Source organism: Kitasatospora sp. NPDC088391 (assembly GCF_044753345.1).
GTDB lineage: Bacteria > Actinomycetota > Actinomycetes > Streptomycetales > Streptomycetaceae > Kitasatospora.
Genome location: NZ_JBIVNB010000002.1, coordinates 777,171 through 793,831, shown reverse-complemented (window position 1 = coordinate 793,831; position 16,661 = coordinate 777,171). Strand labels below are relative to the sequence as shown.

Annotated in this window: 15 protein-coding genes; 4 read left to right on the top strand and 11 right to left on the bottom strand. The window is 76.3% G+C overall.

The window, feature by feature from the left end; all coding sequences use genetic code 11:
- Positions 1-75: 75 nt before the first annotated feature.
- The 9 genes from ACIQBJ_RS07945 to ACIQBJ_RS07905 all read right to left on the bottom strand — a co-directional run bounded on the left by ACIQBJ_RS07945 (position 76) and on the right by ACIQBJ_RS07905 (position 8,534).
- Positions 76-372, bottom strand: a complete 297-nt coding sequence (locus ACIQBJ_RS07945) for a hypothetical protein (RefSeq protein WP_400705374.1) — start codon at positions 370-372, stop codon at positions 76-78.
- 98 nt (positions 373-470) lie between these two features.
- Entirely contained in the window at positions 471-1,358 is an 888-nt protein-coding gene (locus tag ACIQBJ_RS07940; RefSeq protein ID WP_400705371.1) for a hypothetical protein, read from the bottom strand.
- A complete protein-coding gene (locus ACIQBJ_RS07935; RefSeq protein ID WP_400705368.1) occupies positions 1,355-2,359 on the bottom strand; it encodes a type II secretion system F family protein in 1,005 nt (334 codons plus the stop codon). Before ACIQBJ_RS07935 ends, ACIQBJ_RS07940 begins: the two co-directional genes overlap by 4 nt.
- A gap of 61 nt (positions 2,360-2,420) precedes the next feature.
- Entirely contained in the window at positions 2,421-3,992 is a 1,572-nt protein-coding gene (locus tag ACIQBJ_RS07930; RefSeq protein ID WP_400705365.1) for a CpaF family protein, read from the bottom strand.
- Complete coding sequence (locus ACIQBJ_RS07925; protein ID WP_400705362.1) at positions 3,982-5,274, bottom strand: hypothetical protein; 1,293 nt, start codon at positions 5,272-5,274, stop codon at positions 3,982-3,984. The genes ACIQBJ_RS07930 and ACIQBJ_RS07925 overlap by 11 nt, the downstream gene beginning before the upstream one ends.
- Positions 5,274-5,903: an SAF domain-containing protein gene (locus ACIQBJ_RS07920; protein WP_400705359.1), complete on the bottom strand. Its 630-nt coding sequence runs from the start codon at positions 5,901-5,903 to the stop codon at positions 5,274-5,276. Before ACIQBJ_RS07920 ends, ACIQBJ_RS07925 begins: the two co-directional genes overlap by 1 nt.
- A 103-nt stretch (positions 5,904-6,006) precedes the next feature.
- Entirely contained in the window at positions 6,007-6,594 is a 588-nt protein-coding gene (locus ACIQBJ_RS07915) for a hypothetical protein (protein WP_400705356.1), read from the bottom strand.
- A 341-nt stretch (positions 6,595-6,935) separates the two neighbouring features.
- Positions 6,936-7,556 (bottom strand): hypothetical protein, encoded by a 621-nt coding sequence (locus ACIQBJ_RS07910; protein WP_400705353.1) that lies wholly within the window; start codon positions 7,554-7,556, stop codon positions 6,936-6,938.
- 141 nt (positions 7,557-7,697) lie between these two features.
- Complete coding sequence (locus ACIQBJ_RS07905) at positions 7,698-8,534, bottom strand: hypothetical protein (RefSeq protein ID WP_400705350.1); 837 nt, start codon at positions 8,532-8,534, stop codon at positions 7,698-7,700.
- Between the two features lie 226 nt (positions 8,535-8,760).
- On the opposite strand from ACIQBJ_RS07905, the gene ACIQBJ_RS07900 reads away from it, so the two are divergent.
- The 3 genes from ACIQBJ_RS07900 (at position 8,761) to ACIQBJ_RS07890 (ending at position 11,391) form a co-directional block, all read left to right on the top strand.
- Entirely contained in the window at positions 8,761-9,219 is a 459-nt protein-coding gene (locus ACIQBJ_RS07900; RefSeq protein WP_400705347.1) for a pyridoxamine 5'-phosphate oxidase family protein, read from the top strand.
- A gap of 84 nt (positions 9,220-9,303) precedes the next feature.
- The gene (locus ACIQBJ_RS07895; RefSeq protein WP_400705344.1) at positions 9,304-9,762 is read left to right on the top strand and encodes a MaoC family dehydratase; all 459 of its coding nucleotides are present in this window, start codon (positions 9,304-9,306) and stop codon (positions 9,760-9,762) included.
- A 375-nt stretch (positions 9,763-10,137) separates the two neighbouring features.
- On the top strand, positions 10,138-11,391 hold the full coding sequence (locus ACIQBJ_RS07890; protein WP_400705823.1) for an MBL fold metallo-hydrolase: 1,254 nt from the start codon (positions 10,138-10,140) through the stop codon (positions 11,389-11,391).
- Between the two features lie 28 nt (positions 11,392-11,419).
- Here ACIQBJ_RS07890 and ACIQBJ_RS07885 read toward each other — a convergent pair whose 3' ends face one another.
- On the bottom strand, positions 11,420-14,206 hold the full coding sequence (locus ACIQBJ_RS07885; RefSeq protein ID WP_400705341.1) for a DUF6493 family protein: 2,787 nt from the start codon (positions 14,204-14,206) through the stop codon (positions 11,420-11,422).
- Positions 14,203-15,555, bottom strand: a complete 1,353-nt coding sequence (locus ACIQBJ_RS07880) for an SWIM zinc finger family protein (protein ID WP_400705338.1) — start codon at positions 15,553-15,555, stop codon at positions 14,203-14,205. The genes ACIQBJ_RS07885 and ACIQBJ_RS07880 overlap by 4 nt, the downstream gene beginning before the upstream one ends.
- A 149-nt stretch (positions 15,556-15,704) precedes the next feature.
- On the opposite strand from ACIQBJ_RS07880, the gene ACIQBJ_RS07875 reads away from it, so the two are divergent.
- Positions 15,705-16,649, top strand: coding sequence for an acyl-CoA thioesterase (locus ACIQBJ_RS07875; RefSeq protein WP_400705335.1), 945 nt, complete (start codon positions 15,705-15,707; stop codon positions 16,647-16,649).
- The last annotated feature ends 12 nt before the right edge of the window (positions 16,650-16,661 follow it).

Here is a 16,661-nt window from a genome sequence, read left to right as displayed (position 1 = left end):
CCCGGTCGGGCGTCCGTCCGCGGAGCCGGGGCGCCCGGGGGGCGGTCCGGACGACGGGCCGGAGCGGGCCGGCGGTCAATGCGTGCCGGCCGTCGGGTTGTTGCCGCCGTCGGGGACGCTGCCGGGGATGCGGCTGCGCACCGAGGTGCCGAGTTGGGTGACGGCGAACACGACGGTGCCGGCGATCGCGACCAGCACGATGACGGCGAGCGCGAGTTCGATGCTGATCGCGCCGCGGTCGCCGGCGGCGCGCGCGGTACGCAGTTTCGCCATCCGGAACTGCAGGACGGGGCGCAGGAGTTGGAACGGCAGCAGGGCGGGCAGCAGGAGCGGCAGCAGAACGGCGGCCGCCAGGTTGCGGGTTCGGGTCACGGTGTGGCCTCCAGGACCTGGTGCGGGGTTCTCGTGGGAGGGGGTGGGGAGGGGGGTGCGGTGCGGCGCCGCCCGTCCGGAGCGGGTGCGTGGTGCGCTCATTGGACGGACAGCATCTTGTACAGCGCGGGGAAGACGATGAGGACGGTCATCAGCAGGGTCAGGGCGGAGCCGGGGGCGACCATCCGTTCGCTGTCGGTGTTGGCCTTGGCGAGTTCCTCGGACAGCAGTTCGGCCCGCAGGCTCTTGGCGCGGGCCCGCAGGGTGTCGTAGACGGAGGCGCCGTCGACGCCGGAGATCCGCATGATGTCGGCGACGTCCTGGAGCGGGGTGAGGCCCAACTCCTGGGCCAGCGCGTCGAGTCCGTCCCAGGGCGGGAGCCGGTCGGTGGCGGCGCGCTCCAGCGCGTCGTGGATGCGCCGGAACACGGTGCCGCGGCCGACCAGCGCGGCGCGGCGCAGCGCCTCGGCCGGTCCGCAGTCCGCGGCGCGTTCCAGCGCGACGAGTTCCAGGTAGGCGGCGACGCCGTGCAGGTACTCGGTGCGGGCCTCCTTGGCCTCACCGGTGACGATGCCGTCGGGGACGAACCAGAGCAGGCCGCCGAGCAGCGGGCCGACCAGCAGCGGCACGGCGATCGGCAGGCCGCTGCCGAACAGCGCGGCCATCGCGGCGAGGTAGCCGGGCAGGGCGAAGCCGAGGACCGCGAACAGCACCTTGTGCGCCATGAACCGGGCCGGGCTGCGGCCGATCAGGGCGAGTTCCTGGTGCGGGACGCGGACGCCGCGCAGTTTCAGCGACTGCTCGCCGACCCGGTCGAACCAGGACGTCCCGTCCACCGGGTCGCTCTCCCGGCGGGGCTCGGGGGTGCGGTGCAGCCGGTCCAGGGCCTGGCCCAGGTCCGGTGGGGCGGGCCGGAGTTCGGCCAGCAGCAGGGCCAGGCCGCCGGCCGCGGCGCCGCCCGCGAGCACGGCCCAGGGGGAGATCATCGGGCCTCCTTCAGCAGCGGTCCGCCTTCGTCGCCGGCCGTCGTCGCTCCGCCGTCGGCGGTGTCCCCGCCGTCCGCGGCGTCCTCGGCGGCGCGCTGGCCGGGCAGCCGGCCGGCCTTGGAGCGCCGGTCGGGTTCCAGCAGGCGGGGCAGCGGGGTGTGCGCGGCCAGCGAGCGCATCCAGGCGATCACCGCCATGAACGCCAACGCGACGACGCCGAGCACCAGTTGGCCGATGCCGCTGGAGTAGGGCTCGGTGTAGCCGGAGTTGAACGAGCCGACGATCAGCACCAGCAGGATGATGCCGACCATCCAGCGGATGGTGGTGCGGTGCTTGGCCCGGTCGGCCTCGATCGCCCGGCGCTGCCGGACCTCCTCGCGGACCGACTCGGCCATGTCGCCGAGCGCCCGGGCCAGGCCGGGGCCGCTGTCGCCGGCCCGGAGCAGCAGCGCGGCCAGCACCTTGTCGGCGGTGGAGTCGGCGAGCTGGTCGGCGAACGCCCGCAGCGCGTCCTCGGGCCGCCAGCGGGCCTGCAGCCGGGCCGCCAGGTCGGCGATCTCGGTCTCCAGTGCGGCGGGCGCGGTGCGCCGGCTGGTCAGGATCGCCTGGTTGAGGCCGACGCCGAGCAGCAGCACGTCGGACAGGCGCTGCGTCCACTCGGCCAGCGCCTCCAGCCGTTCGATCCGCCGGGTGTCGGAGCGCGTCGCGTCGAACAGCCAGGGCAGGCCGAAGACCGCGCCGGGCACCAGCATCGCCATCAGCGGGATGCCGGTGAACAGCCAGCCCACCGGGGCGCCGAGCAGGGCCAGGCCGAGCTGTATCCGGCGCAGCCGGGCCATGCCGGGCGAGGCGGTGCCGGGCGCGCCGTACCAGAGGGTGTGCAGCCGTCCCTCCAGCGGGTTGCGCTCCGCCTCCTCGGCGGCGGAGCGTCCCACCAGTCCGGCGCCGAACGCCACCAGCCCGCCGGCCAGCAGCAGTCCGCACAGCACGTACAGCAGCATCAGCGCATCTCCCCGCTCACCGTTCGCCCGTTCCCCGTCCCGTGTCCGCCGCCGGTCCGTCTCATCGCAGACCGCCGATCCGCAGCGCCAGCGGCGCGCCCCACGTCCCGTAGGGGGAGGACAGCAGGCCGGCGTCGAAGCCGGCCCGGCGCAGGTCGTCCAGGCAGTGCGGCGGGGTGACGGGCACCGCCCGGACCTCGCCGAGTTCCGGGCGCGGTCCGAAGACGGTGTTCATCGCGGGGCGGCCGGACTCGCCGAGGCCGGCCACCTCCAGGACGTGCGAGACGAAGCGGTGCCGGCGGCCGCCGACGGCGGTCTCGTCGAGCATGGTGACGTGCACGATGAAGTCGACGGCGTTGGCGGTGAGCCGGTACGCCAGGGTGTCGGTCATGTGCGAGCCGTACTCGAGGCAGAGTTCGGCGATCCGGTCGACCACCATGTGCGGGCCGCGGGCGTGCAGGGTGCACATCGAGCCGCCCTCGCCGTTGGTCATCACCCGCAGCATCGGCACCACCTCGGCGGAGCGGACCTCGCCGACGATGATCCGGGACAGCGTCATCCGGAGCGCCGCCGGGATCAGCTCGCCGATCGACAGCTCGCCGGCCAGCCGCCCGTCGACGCGTTCGCCGTTGCCCTCGCGGGCCTCCATCGGGACGACCTGCCGCAGGTGGCCGAGGGTGTGCAGCCAGAGCTCGAACTCGGACTCCAGGGTGCCGATCCGCTCGTCCGGCGGGATCTCGGCGGCCATCGCGCGCAGCAGGCTGGTCTTGCCGACGCCCTGCGTCCCGGTGATCATCACGTTCTTCCGGGCCCGGATCGCGGACGCCAGGAACGCGGCCAAGGTGCTGTCCAGGGTGCCGAGTTGGATCAGGTCGCGGAGGTTGGCGCTGGCCACCCGGTGGCGGCGGATCGCCACGTACGGGCGCGGCGTGACCTCGGTCATCGCCTGCAGGCGCATGCCGCCCTCCAGGCGCAGCGCCAGCATCGGGCTGGCGGTGGACAGGCTGCGCTCGCCGCCGCCGTGCTGGCGGGCCAGGTCCTGGAGCAGCTCGACCAGTTCCTCGTCGGTGTCGGCCACCGGCGGTACCTGGCGCAGTGGTTGGTGCACCCGGGAGACCCAGACGTCGTCGCACCCGTTGATCAGGATGTTCTCGATCTCCGGGTCGTCCAGGTAGGGCTGGAGCCGGCCGGCCCGGAACAGCAGGTCGTAGACGGCCTCGGAGAGCGCCCGGTCCTGCTCGCGGGTCGGCGGGATGCCGTGCGCCTGCGCGTAGGCGTCCGACCAGCGGGCGACGGACTCCTCGATCAGCGCCCGGCCGCGCTGCCGCCGGGTCGCCCGGTCGGCCTCGCTCCCGGACGCCTGGTTCAGCCGGGACAGCTGCTGGTGCAGCTCGGCCGCCACCTGGCGCTTCAACTCCCGTGCCACCTGCGGGTCGACGGCCGGGCGCGCGCCGGCGGCGGGCAGCGCCGGGACGGCGGACGCCGCGTCCGCGGGCGGCACCCGGACCGGCCCGGTCGGCGGGAACGCCGGACCGGCCCAGGGCAGTCCGGCCGCGTCGGCCGAACCCCCCTGCACCACCTGGCCGTTGACGGGCTGCTGGGGCAGCGGCCCCTGGTACGGGCTAGCGCGCACGGTGCACCTCCCCCGGGCCGCCGTCCTCGTCCGGCCCGCCGGCGCCCGGCGCGTCCACCGGCCGGAACGGCGCGGGCGCGGGCGGCTGCGGGACGGCCGGCGGCGCTATGTACGGCGCCGTGTACGAGATCTGCGGCGGCTGCTCCACCCGGATCGGCCACTCCCCCGTGAACTGCCCGCCCTGCGGCTGGGCCGGCTGCGGCACGTACTGCTGCGCGGGGTACGGCGATTGGGCCCCCGACACCGGCCCGGTCCCGAACTGCGGCGGCTGCGGCGGCAGTTGCTGCTGCGCCTGGACGAACTGCTGCGGCGGGTCGAACTGCGGCTGCTGGTAGGCCGGTTGGGGCGGCTGGGGCTGGACGTACTGCGGCTGCGGCACCTGCTGCGGCGCCTGCTGCGACACCGGCCCGGGCATCGGCAGGGACTGCGGCTGCGCCAGGGGCTGCGGCTGCGGCTGCAGTTGCGGCGGGGGCGCGGGCCGGGCGGCGGACTGCGGGGCCGCGCGGTGGCGGCGGGCCTCGGCGAGCTGCTGGACGCGGTCGACGGCGGTGCGGGCGGTGCGCATCAGCTCCGAGCGGATGAAGCGCCGGTCGGCGGTGTCGCCACCGTCCGACAGCACCCGGGCGGTCCGCGGCGCGTGCGCCAGCGCCCCGACCACGGGCAGCCCGAACTGCCGGGCCACCTCGTTCTCCGGGTACGGCCCCTCGGCGACCAGCAGCAGGCCGAGGCCGTCCGCGCCGGTGCCGTGGGTGTCGAGGTCCTCGCGCAGCGCGGCCAGCCGCGGCCGGGCCGCCGACAGCCCTCTCAGGGTGGTGCGGACCGTCACGGCCACCACGTCGGCCCGCCGGGCCAGCACCGCCATCGGCCCGTTCGCCCCGGACCGGCCGAGGTCCAGGATCACGTCGTAGCCCTGCGGTTCGAGCGCGTGCAGCGCCTCCACCAGCGGCTCCCAGGTGTAGGCGAGCCCGGGCGCCTGGGACGGGTCGGTCAGGCCGGGCAGCAGCAGCCGCTCGCCCGTGCCCTGCGGCGAGACGTCCAGCAGCTGCTCCCAGAGCGCCTCGGCGAGCAGGCCGCGGCGGTCCGCGACGGCGAGGTTGCGCAGCCCGTACACCGCCTCGACCCGCCCCTCCAGCGCGCCGGCCAGCACCGCGCCGCCGTCCGGGTCGCACTCGGCCAGCAGCACCCGGCGGCCCGGCCGCAGCGGCCAGGACAGCAGCAGCGCGAGGGCGCTGCTGGTGGCCCCGGGCGCCCCCGGCCCGCCGAGCACGGCCACCACCGTCATCAGTTCCCCCCGGCCGTCCGCGGCGCCAGGATCACCTGGAACTTGCCGCTCGCCACCCACAGCGCCAGCCGGGGCCCGTCGGCCGGACCGACCGCCACGTCGATCACCGTGCTGCCGTCGGTGTCGGGCCGCCCGACCGTCGCCACCACCGCCGTCATCGTCTCCGGGGTGCGGGTGGTGCCGTCGGCCTTGCCGTCGCCGGTGTTCACCACCAGGATCTGCAGGCCCGGCTGCAGCCGGGTCGCGGGCAGCTGGGAGTGCCGGGCCGCGATCCCGACGATCTGCTGGCCCGCCTGCGTCGCCGGGTCGCCGGTCAGGTCCGCCTTCACCAGCAGCGCGCCGCGCCGCAGGTCCGTGGTGGCCCGCAGCCCGACCGTCCGGTCCAGGTCCCGGGCGTCCAGCGGGTGCAGCGCCGGGTCGCCCGCGATGTGCGCCACCGTCAGGTCGTCCCCGCTCAACACCTGCCCCATCGGCACGTCCCGGGCCAGCGCCAGCACCGCGATCCGCTGCCCGCTGCTGTTGTACAGCGCCGCCCCGCCGAGACCGCCGGCCGCGATCAACGCCGTCGCCATCGCCAGCACGGCGGGCCGCCGCCGCCGCGCACCGAGGCGCCGCGGCGGGGTAGGCATGCTTCGGTTCTCCACCGCTCTGCGGCCTCTCACTCGTCTCACCCGTGATCGAACGTCAACTCCCCGGCGGCCGCCTCCCCCTCCACCCCGGCCGCCGCCCCGGTCAGTTCAGCACCTGCACCTCGTTGACCGGAACGCGGAGGACCTCTTTGTACGTCGTGGGCCAGTCGACGCCGTCCATGTCGACCTTGACGTTGTCCGAGGTCTTGGCGGTCACCGTCCAGTGCAGTTCGACGGTCAGCGAGTAGGCGTGGTCCTTCATCTTCGCCGAACTCGCGGTGAACACGTGGCTGCAGGTCGGCGTCCCGCCCGCCTTGAACGGCGTGCCGGGGCTGTTGCAGGTGAACGACTGGAACCTGCCACCGGCCGGGCCGTCGTCCACCGTCCACTTGACGCTCTTCAGCGTGATCGTGGTCGTGACCGTCGGAGTCCCGCCGCGGCCCGTCGCCTTCCCGCTCAGCGGCCCCGCCACGTCGGGGGTGGCGTCGAACCACAGCCACACCGGCGACCCCACCACGGCGTCCGCCGCCGGGGCCGCGTGCAGGACGGGCTTGGCCGGGGTGATCGTGTTGAGCGCCCGCCAGGCCACCACGCCGGGGGCCTCGGGCGGGGGGTTGCCGGGAGGGGTGGCGAGGAAGACCTGTTGGAAGCGTGCGCTGCCTTCGGGGTCGCAGGTCTGGTCGTAGATCACGCCGTCCTTGTCACTGCGTCCCTGCCAGACGGCTTCACCCGCCCCTGGCTGCGGCTGCGATTCACGGTAGTAACACCCGGCCGAGAACCACCCGTAGTCGTCCCGCCAGCACGGCACCGGCTTCCCGTTCCACTCGCAGGTCTGGCTCCCCCCGCCGCCCCCGCCCGTGCCGCCGGTGCCCGTCGTCGGTGGGGTGCCCGGCTGGTCGACGCCGGTGCAGATGCTGTTCTCGGCACACGGGCGGACGTCCACGTCCGGGCCGTCGGCGCTCGCCGCCGGAACGGCCGCGATTGTCAATCCGATGCCGGTCAGTACACAAATAGCGGTTCGCCAAGCGGAGTTCAGCATGTCTTGGTCACCTCACGGGTGAAGTCGGCGATCAGCCAGCGGTTTCCGTATTTCTTCAGCAGCGCGGTCGCCGGATAGCGCGACAGTCGCTGTTTCGGGTCCTTGATCTGCTTGGTGGCGGCGTCTGCCTGGTGCCAGTCGGTGACGTCGAGGCAGTCGGAGATCGTCGCGGTGGCCGGATTCCCGTTCAGATCGAGGGAGGCGATGACCGGCGAGATGCGCGGGTTGCCGATCATGACCAGTTTCGCGTCGTGGAGTTGGGTGAGCGAGGTGAGCGTGTCGCTGAGGGCGGCGGCGGTCCCGTACTGGCGCAGTGCCATTCCGTCCGAATCCGATCGCCCGAAGAGCTGGATCTGCGTGTCCCACCAGGACCGATAGGCCGTCACCGCGTCGTTGCCCTGCAGTCCTTCGGCCCCCTGGTCGGGGATCGGGGCGCCCGTGGCGGTGGGTGCGGTGGCGGTGGTCGTGGGGGGGCGGGGGAGGGTGGTGGTGGGGGTGCCGAGGCGGTCGGCGGAGCCGGTGGGGGTGGCGGAGCAGGCGGCGAGGAGGAATGGCAGGAGCAGCCCGCCGAGCCCAACCGCCCCAGGGCGCACCAGAATTCCGCGTTTCCGCATAGCCCCACCTTGTTGCGGCCGGACCTGTGGCGGGTCGGGCCGCGGTTCTCGTCTGCCGTCCCCTGTGCTGCTCGCGGTCGCCCGGAGGTCGATTCCGCGCCACCCCGCCCCGGCACGGCACCAGCCGGGGACCTCCTGACCTTACGCGGAAGGCGGTTCCGTTGGGGCACTTTCTCGCCACAGAACAGCCAAAAGTTCATCGGAAAGCGGCAGTCCGGCGAGCGCTCCTCTCACGGCGGCCCGATTGCGCATCAGGAGTCGTCCTCCGTCACGGGGGACGAGGAGCCGGGCCTCGCCGGCGGCGGCGGGTTCGCCCCAGCCCAACTGGCTCTCCACGGCGGGTTGCAGGTCGAGCGGGCCGACGGCGGCGGGGGCGCCGGGGACGCCGTGGTCGAGGACCCGGCCGAGGGCCCAGCTGAAGGAGCCCTCGGCGCCGGGCAGGACGCCGTCGCGGCCGCGCCGCCCGGGGCTCCAGCGGCCGATCCGGCCCCACAGCGGGACGCGCGAGTGGCCGAGCAACTCGCCCGCGCCGTCGTCGCGTTGCAGGGCGGCCCAGGTGTCGCGGTCGGCGACGGCGTCGACGACCAGCAGGGTCTCCTCCTGGGCGCCGTGCACCATGGCGCTGGTGACCCAGTCCCAGGCGAGGCCGCGCCGGTAGGCGTTGTCGGGGGTGGAACCGGCGGTGACCAGGGCGACCCGGCGGCCGCGCGGGTCGGCGACGAGTTGGCCGAGCAGGCAGACCACCAGCCAGCGGGCCGGGCGCTGGGCGGCCTGGCGGAGCGCGGTGAGCAGGGTGTTGGCGTCGGCGTCGGCGGGCGGGTGGCTGACGGTGCTGCCGCGGGTGCCGGCGTCGAAGGTGCGGCCGGGGAGGGCGGCGGCGAGGGTGCGGGCGCCGTCGGCGGCGCGGGCCGAGCCGCCGTGGCCGCGTTCGGGGCCGCCGTCCGCGCCGATCACCACCAGTTCGATGCCACCGCTCACCTGGACCGCTCCTTCGCCCGCCTGTGCATCTGTTGCACCCGTTGCCCCTGTACGCCCCGGGCCGCCCCGGACCCGTCCGCCGGTCGGTGCGGGCGGGCGCTGCGGGCGGCCGGAGGCCAAGGTATCGCCGCGAGGTGTCGGCGCGGGGCCGAATCGGCCCGATGAGCCCCAGCTCAGGGACCATGGGCCCTGTTCGGGGCGGCGCGGGCGGGGCAGCATCGTCGGTATGGACCGTGACGACCGGATGGAGACGCTGAGCGAGGCGGAGTGCCTGCGCCTGCTGGGCACCGTGCCGCTGGGGCGGGTGGTGTACACCGAGCACGCCCTGCCGGCGGTGCTGCCGGTGGCGTTCCGGGTGTCCGCGGACGGGCGGCTGATCCTGGCGCTGCGGGCCGGTACCCGGGTGGCCCGGGTGCTGGAGGGCACGGTGGCGGCCTTCCAGGTGGACGACTTCGACCGGGCGGGCCGCTGCGGCTGGAGCGTCCTGGTGCACGGGCGCGCGGAGGTGGTGCGGGACGCGGGCGAGCGCGCCGCGTACGAGACGGGCGGGCTGCGCCCGTGGCTCCCCGAGCCGGGTCCGGAGTACGTGGCGATCGCGCCGGAGCTGGTCTCGGGCCGCCGGGTGCTGCCCGAGCCGGAGAGCGCCCGGCCGGGGCGCGGAACGGCCGCCCGGGCACCCCGCTGACATGTGACCGGCGAGTAGGCATACTCTGCGGGGCGGCCCCGCGGGGGCCGTCCTGCCCCGACGCACGCACCTGTGGAGCGCACCGTGACGACCTTCGCCTCGCTCGCCGACCTGACCGCCGCGGTCGGCACCGAACTCGGCACCAGCGAGTGGCACACCGTGGACCAGGACCGGGTGAACCTGTTCGCGGAGGCCACCGGCGACCACCAGTGGATCCACGTGGACCCGGAGCGGGCGAAGCAGACGCCGTTCGGCGGGACGATCGTGCACGGGTACCTGACCCTCTCGCTGCTGCCGGTGCTGGCGAAGGAGTGCTACGGGGTCGAGGGCGTCGCGATGGCCCTGAACTACGGCTCCGACAAGGTGCGCTTCCCGGCCCCGCTGCCGACCGGCAGCGCGGTGCGGGCGACGGCGGTGCTGCTGTCGGCGGAGGAGGTGCCGGGCGGCGTGCAGGCGACGGTCCGCTTCACCATCTCCAGCGAGGCGAGCGCCAAGCCGCACTGCGTCGCGGAGGCCATCACCCGCTTCTACCCGGCGGGCTGACCTCCCCCGCACACGTTCTCCACGGACCGCCCCGTCACCCGGGGCGGTCCGTTCTCGTTCACCCACCGGATCGGCCACCCACCGGATCGGCCACCCACCGGACCGGCCACCCACCGGACCGGCCACCCGGGTGACCTGCCCCGGCGCGCCGCCCACCACTTGCCCGGATTGATCCGGTTCGGACGGTAATGTCCCAGGCTGTGCCGTCCTGCCGCCGCGGGACGGGCCGCCGTTCGGGTGTCCGACCGTGGAGGTGCCGTGTCCCGCCCCGTCTCCTGGTTGTTGCGCGCCGGCGAGTTGGCCGCCGAGGCCGGGCTCGCCCTGCGCGACGCGAAGCGCTCGTACCGGACGGCGCCCCGCGAGACCTGGCACCGGGTGCGGACGGACGCGTTCGGCGCGGACCCGAAGGGCGCCCGCTGGGACCGGGTCCGCAACTCGCCGCACTTCGTGGACGGGGCGTTCCGCAACCCGATGACCACGCTCGCGTACGGGCACACCCCGCTGACGCTGCTGCGCACCAAGGTGACCGCGGACCCGAACCGCCGCTCCCCCGCCGCGGCGGTGCCGGTGCACCGGCTGCTGCCGGTCGAGCTGGCCCCGCCGCCGGCCTCGGGCCTGCGGCTGACCTGGCTGGGCCACTCCACCGTGCTGGCCGAGATCGACGGGGTCCGGGTGCTGTTCGACCCGGTGTGGAGCGAGCGCTGCTCGCCGTTCGACTGGGTCGGGCCGAAGCGGCTGCACCCGGTGCCGCTGCCGCTGGCCGAACTCGGGCCGGTGGACGTGGTGGTGATCTCGCACGACCACTACGACCATCTCGACATGTCGACAGTGCGGACGCTGGCGGCGGGCGACGCGGTGTTCGCGGTGCCGCTGGGCATCGGCGCGCACCTGGAGCACTGGGGGGTCTCGCCGCGCCGGATCGTCGACCTGGACTGGTGGGAGTCCGCGGAGATCGACGGGCTGCGGCTGACCGCCACCCCGGCCCGGCACTACTGCTCGCGCGGGCCCCGGCCGAGCCGCCGCCACCTGTGGGCGTCCTGGGCGGTCGAGGGGAAGCGGCACCGGCTGTTCCACAGCGGTGACAGCGGCTACTTCCCGGGCTTCGCCGAGATCGGCGGCCGGCTCGGGCCGTTCGACGTGACGATGATGCAGGTCGGCGCGTACTCGGAGCACTGGCCCGAGGTGCACCTGACGCCCGAGGAGGCGGTGCAGGCGCACCGCGACCTCGGCGGCGCGGTGCTGCTGCCGGTGCACTGGGCCACCTTCGACCTGGCCCCGCACCCGTGGGAGGAGCCCGCCGAGCGCACGGTGGCCGCCGCCCAGGCCGCCGGGGTCACCCTCGCCATGCCGCGCCCGGGCCGCCCCTTCGAACCGGCCGAGCCGCCCGCCGTCAAGCTCTGGTGGCGCTCGGTGGCGGCGACCCCGGCGGGGGCCGACCTGCTCGTCCCGGCCGGCCTCGCCCCGTCCGGCAGCACCGTCCCGGACAGCCCGGCCGCCCTCGCCCGCACGCCCCGCCCGGACGCGGCCCTGACGGACGCCCTCGCCGACGCCCTGACCGACGCCCGTCCGCCCGCTGCCGCCGACCGGGAACCGGCCTCCGGCCCGGACGGCGAGGTGCAGCTGTTCTGACCCGCCCCCACCCGGCCGCGCCCCGCCCTCACCCGGCCAGCAGCGCGGCCAGGTCGCGGGCCTCCGTGACGAGCTTGGTCCGCCCGCCGCGCGCGGCGACCCGGGTCACCGCGTCGATCGGCCCGCGCACACCGGCCCGCCGCGCGCAGTCGACCGCGACGGCGAACAGGTCGGCGGTGCCGCGCGGCACCGCCGCGCCGTCGCCCGCCGCTCCCCCGTCCGGCCCGTCGAGCAGGGCGGGGAGCAGGGCGGCAAGCACCGTCCAGGCCAGGCGGGGCGCGGGGTCGGCGAGTTCGGCGAGGGCGGCGGCGGCCCGGTTGGGCTTGACCGCGCCGGTCCGGAGCAGTTCGGCGGCCTCCCGGCCCAGCGCCCCGGCGTCGAGCTGCCGCTGGGCGGCGAGCGAGAGCAGCGCGTCCACGGTGGCGGAGCGGTCCTCGGGGGCGGCCGCGCCGATCCCGTAGGCGAGGGCCTGGTGGACGGCGAAGCCGCAGGGGCCGCCGGCCTCGGCGAGCAGCGGGAGGAGCCGCGGGGCGCCCCGGACGGGTTCGGTGTCGGCGGCCTCGGCGAGCTGCCCGGTGATCCGCAGCGCCAACTCCTCGCGGTGGTGCGGCAGGACGGCGATCCAGCGGGCGTTGGGTGCGCCGTGCAGCACCGCGGCGCTGTGGTGGAAGTGCGTGGACGGGCCGAGCAGGTCCCGGACGGCGGCCGGGCCCGGGTCGGGCGTCCGGGCGAGGTCGGGCCCGGGGAGCGTCAGCAGCGCCGACTCCTGCTCGGTCAGGCCGGGTTGTTCGGAGTAGCGGCGGTACTCCGAGGCCCAGACGCCGGGCCGGCCGGCCCCGGCCGGTACGGGCACGGAGTGCTGCCGGGGCGGCTCGGCGCGGCGCAGCCAGGCCGCGAGCCGCCGCCCGGCGGCGGAGTCGAGGCGTCCGGCGGCGGCCAGGGTGGCGGCGTCGCCGTCGGGGGCGGTCCGCAGCAGGGCCTGGGCGAGGTCCAACGGGTCGGGGGTGAGACCGAGTTGCTCGTAGTGGGCAGTCCGTTCGACCAGGGTGGCGGGGTCGACGGCGCCGGTGGTGCGGGTGGGGGTGGCGAGCAGCAGCGGGACGGGGTCGCCGGCCAGCCGCCAGGCGATCTCGTCGAGGCGGCGGCCGAGGAACTCGCCCATGCCACCGCGCAGGTCCCAGCTGCGGAATTCGCTCGCCGCGCGGTCCAGCAGGGCACGGCGGGCCCGGCCCCGGGAGTAGGCGCCGGTGACGGCGCGGGCCAGCGTGCCGAGCGGCCGCCACTCGTCGGGGCGCAGGACGGGGGCGAGGGCGGTGGCGAGGGCGTCCCGGTCCTGCCAGGCGTGGCGGACCAGGCCGTCGATGACGCGTTCGAAGGCGACGCTGTCGACGAAGTCGCCGAGGGCGGCGGCCAGTTCCTCGGCGACCTGGGCGGGGGTGGCGAGCGGGGCCGGGACGGGGGTGGGCCGGGGCGGCTCGGGGAGCCGGTCGCCCTCCTCCGCCACCGGCTCGAACACGGCTGCGGTGCCGAGCAGTTGGGCGGCGGCGGGCGCGTGGACGGGGTCGAGCGACAGTGCGGCGGCGCGCGCCTCCGCCAGCAACTCCCCTCCGTAGCGGGCAATGTGCCGACCGATCACCTTCAGGGCCTGGCCCTGCAGCTGCCGGTCGGGGTGGCCGAGGCCGAGCAGCAGGGCCCGCAGCGCCGCCCCGGCCGCCGCGCCGTCCCGGGCCACTGCCCTTCCCAGCCAGGCCAGTTGGGCCCGGACGAGTTTCTTCTCGGTGCGGGCGAGCAGGACTTCGGAGGCTTCGGCGAGTTCCGCGCCGGTCAGCCGTCCGGCGGTGTCGAGGGCGGCCAGCGCCTCCTGGGCGTAGCCGGCCACCGTCGAGCGGTCGTCCAACAGGGCGAGCAACGCCCGCCGGTTGTCAGCGAGTTCGTCCTCGGTGGGGGCGAGGGCGCGCAGCAGCTCCAGGTAGCCGCGCTGTTCGCCGACGCCGCCGCCGCGGACCAGCCGGGCGAAGCCGCGGCGGACCAGGGCGGCCCGGTCGAGGGTGCCGTCGGCGGCGAGCCGGCCGAGGACGGCGGGCCAGCGCTGGGTGTCGTCCTTGGCGGCCCAGGGGCCGGCCAGTTGCCGGAGGGTGGGGCCGTCGAAGACCAGCGCGGCCAGGACGGGTGTCCAGTCGTCGGCCTTCAGCCGGGCGTACAGGTCGGCGCCGGGCGGCAACTGCGCCGTGCCGGACCGGGGTCGGGGGTCGCCGCGGTCGCGCATCCACTCGGCGGCGAACTCGGGGTCGGCGGGCGGCGGGGTGGCGCTGCGGCGGAGCAGGTGCTCGGCGATCTCGTAGGGGGTGTCGTTGCCCCAGCCGCTGCTGTCGGCGGGGCGGGCGGCCAGCCGCAGGCCCACCGCCCGCTGCCAGTCGGCGGGTTGCTCGTCCAGCAGGAGGACCAGCGGGGGCTGGTACCAGTGCGGGACGTCGAAGCCGCGGCCGCCGATCCAGTCGGCGGCGGCGGACGGGGCGCTGTGGCAGACCGCGCCCGCGACCAGCAGGGCCGTCCAGGCGCCGCCCCGGGAGAACTCGCCCGCCCGCAGTTCGCGGCGCAGCGCCTTCAGCCGGGGCAGCTGGGTCCGCCGCCGGTCCGGCGCCAACTCCCGTACCAGCGAGGCGACCTGCGGGAACGCCGCCCGCCGGATCGCCTCCTCCAGCGCCGCGCCCGGGTCGACCGCGCCCGGATCGGCCACACCCGGATCGACCGCACCCGGGTCGATCCCGTCCCGTTCCTCGTCCACCGGCACACCCTTCCGTCCGTCCGTGCTCATGCCCGCCGCTCCCCGCCGCTCATCCGGACGGCGAGCACGTGGCTGCACGGTCCGCGGCCGCCGCGGTGGCGGGCCCACCAGCGGCAGGTGCAGCCGAGGGCGGCGCCGTCGGGGGCGATCCGGACGTGGTGCGCGTGGTCGCCGACCGTCACGACCCGGACGTCCCCGGCGGCGGGGCCGACGGCGCCCGCGTCGAGCAGCGAACGGGCGCCGCCGAGGCGGGGGTTGGCCTGTTCGACCCGGCCGTCCGTGTAGGGCAGGCGGCGGTGGAAGTGGGCGGCCTCGGCAAGGTCGTAGCCGATCTGGCCGGAGGTGGCGAGCCGGGCCAGGGCGGCGCGGACCCGGTCGGGGGTCAGTCCGGAGTCCTCGGCCAGGTCGGCGGGTTCGATCCGGGGCTCCCAGGCGAGCAGCGCGGCGAGGGTCTCGGCGTCCGCCGCCCCGGTGTCCTCGGCGAGCAGGTCGAGCAGGCCGCCCTCGCCGGAGAAGCCGCGGGAGCTGTCGGGCGACAGGGTGAGGGTGAGCCGGCCGCCGGGCAGGGCGAGTTCCCAGGCGGAGGCGGTGGGTCCGGTGGGGGTGCCGGGCGGGGCGTAGACCCGCAGTCCGGTGGCGTGCCGCAGCAGCGGGCGGAGCGCGGCCAGCCGTTCGGGGCCGGGCAGGCAGACGGCGCCGGGGCCGGGGCGGGAGGTGGCGCGCAGTCCGGGTCCGGCGGGCAGCACCCAGCGGACGGTGCCGCGCCCGCCGGCGGGCAGGGCGCGCAGGAAGCGGACGGCCTCGGCGGCGGGGAGGGCGGCGCGCGGGTCGAAGCGGGCGGTGAGCAGCTGGGTCTCGGCGAAGCCCTTGAGCCAGCGCGCGGGCAGCGGGACCTTGCGCTCGACCAGCAGGTCGGCGCCGACGCCGACCTCCAGGTCCTCGGCGCCGACGGCGAGGCGCAGCCGCTCGCCGGGGGTGCGCAGCCGGAGCGCCTCGCGCAGCGGGTCGTTGACGTCGACGTTGGTGGTGCCGTGGCCGGTGCCGGTGCCGTCGAGTCCTTCGGGGAGCAGGTCGAGGCGGGCGTGGACGCCGCCGCAGCCGGAGAAGGACTCGAAGCGGAGCCGGTCGCCGTCGGCGGTGACCACGGGGTCGAGCGCGGCGGCGCCGGCGGCGGGCCGGTGGTGGCGGGCGGCGGCCACGTCGGCGACGGCGAGCAGGGCGGCGGCCGCGGCGTCGGGGTGGCGCAGCGCGCCGTCGAAGAACCGGGGGTGCTCGGCGGCGCCGTGCGGGGTGGCCCCGCCGCTGGTGGCGAGGCCCAGCCGGCGCGGGTGCAGCACGGAGGGCCCGAGGTAGCGGAAGGCGTGGACGGCCGTGGTCATGGCCGGAACGCTAGCCTCCGCCCCCGACAGCCCTCACCGCCGCACCCGCACCCACCCGCACCACACCGCCCGCGCCGCCCACCACGCACCACGCCGCCCGCGCCGCGTGAGCCGCGCCACACCCACCCCGGACTGGAACGTGTTCTAGCATGTGCCGGGTGACCGACCGCGCGCCCCTGAAGCCAGCCGCCGTACCGGACCCGGTCTCCTTCGCCGAGCTGCTGGGCATCGAGGAGCTGGAGGAGAACCTGTTCCGGGGCCGCTGCCACGCGGGCGCGCCGCTGCGCGCGTTCGGCGGGCAGGTGGCGGCGCAGGCGCTGACCTCGGCGGGGCGGACGGTGGAGCCGGCCCGGCGGGTGCACAGCCTGCACGGGTACTTCCTGCGGCCGGGCGATCCGCGCCGCCCGATCGTCTACCAGGTGGACCGGGCCCGGGACGGGTCCTCGTACGCGACCCGCCGGGTGACGGCGGTCCAGCGCGGCGAGGTGATCTTCACGATGTCCGCCTCGTTCAAGCGGGCCGAGACCTCGGGCGACCGGCAGCGCACGATGCCGCCGGTGCCGGGGCCGGAGGAGCTGCCGGACCCGTACCCGGCCTGGCGGCGGGACGCGCCGGAGGAGTACGAGCGCTCGGCGATCTTCCGGGCCCTGGAGATGCGCTTCGTGCCCGCGGACGCACCCGGGATGCCGCCGGAACTGCCGGGCGTGCCGCAGCAGTTCGTCTGGCTGCGGACGGGCGGCCCGCTGCCGGGCGACGACCCGCTGCTGCACACCTGCGCGCTCACCTACCTCTCCGACCTGACGCTGGCCTCGACGACGGCGCTGCACCTGCAGCCGCACCGGGTGCACCGGGTCGCGGCGCCCCGGGTGGCGCTGGCCTCGCTGGACCACGCGATGTGGTTCCACCGGCCGTTCCGGGCCGACGAGTGGCTGCTGTTCGCCCAGCGCAGCCCGTCGGCCTCGGACGGGCGGGGGCTGGCGATGGGCGAGTTCTACGGCCGGGACGGGGTGCTGGTGGCCTCGGCGGTGCAGGAGGTGCTGCTGCGCGAGCTGCGCCGGAAGGCCGCCGGCGGGTCCGGGCGGGCGGACGGCTGAGGCCCCGTCATC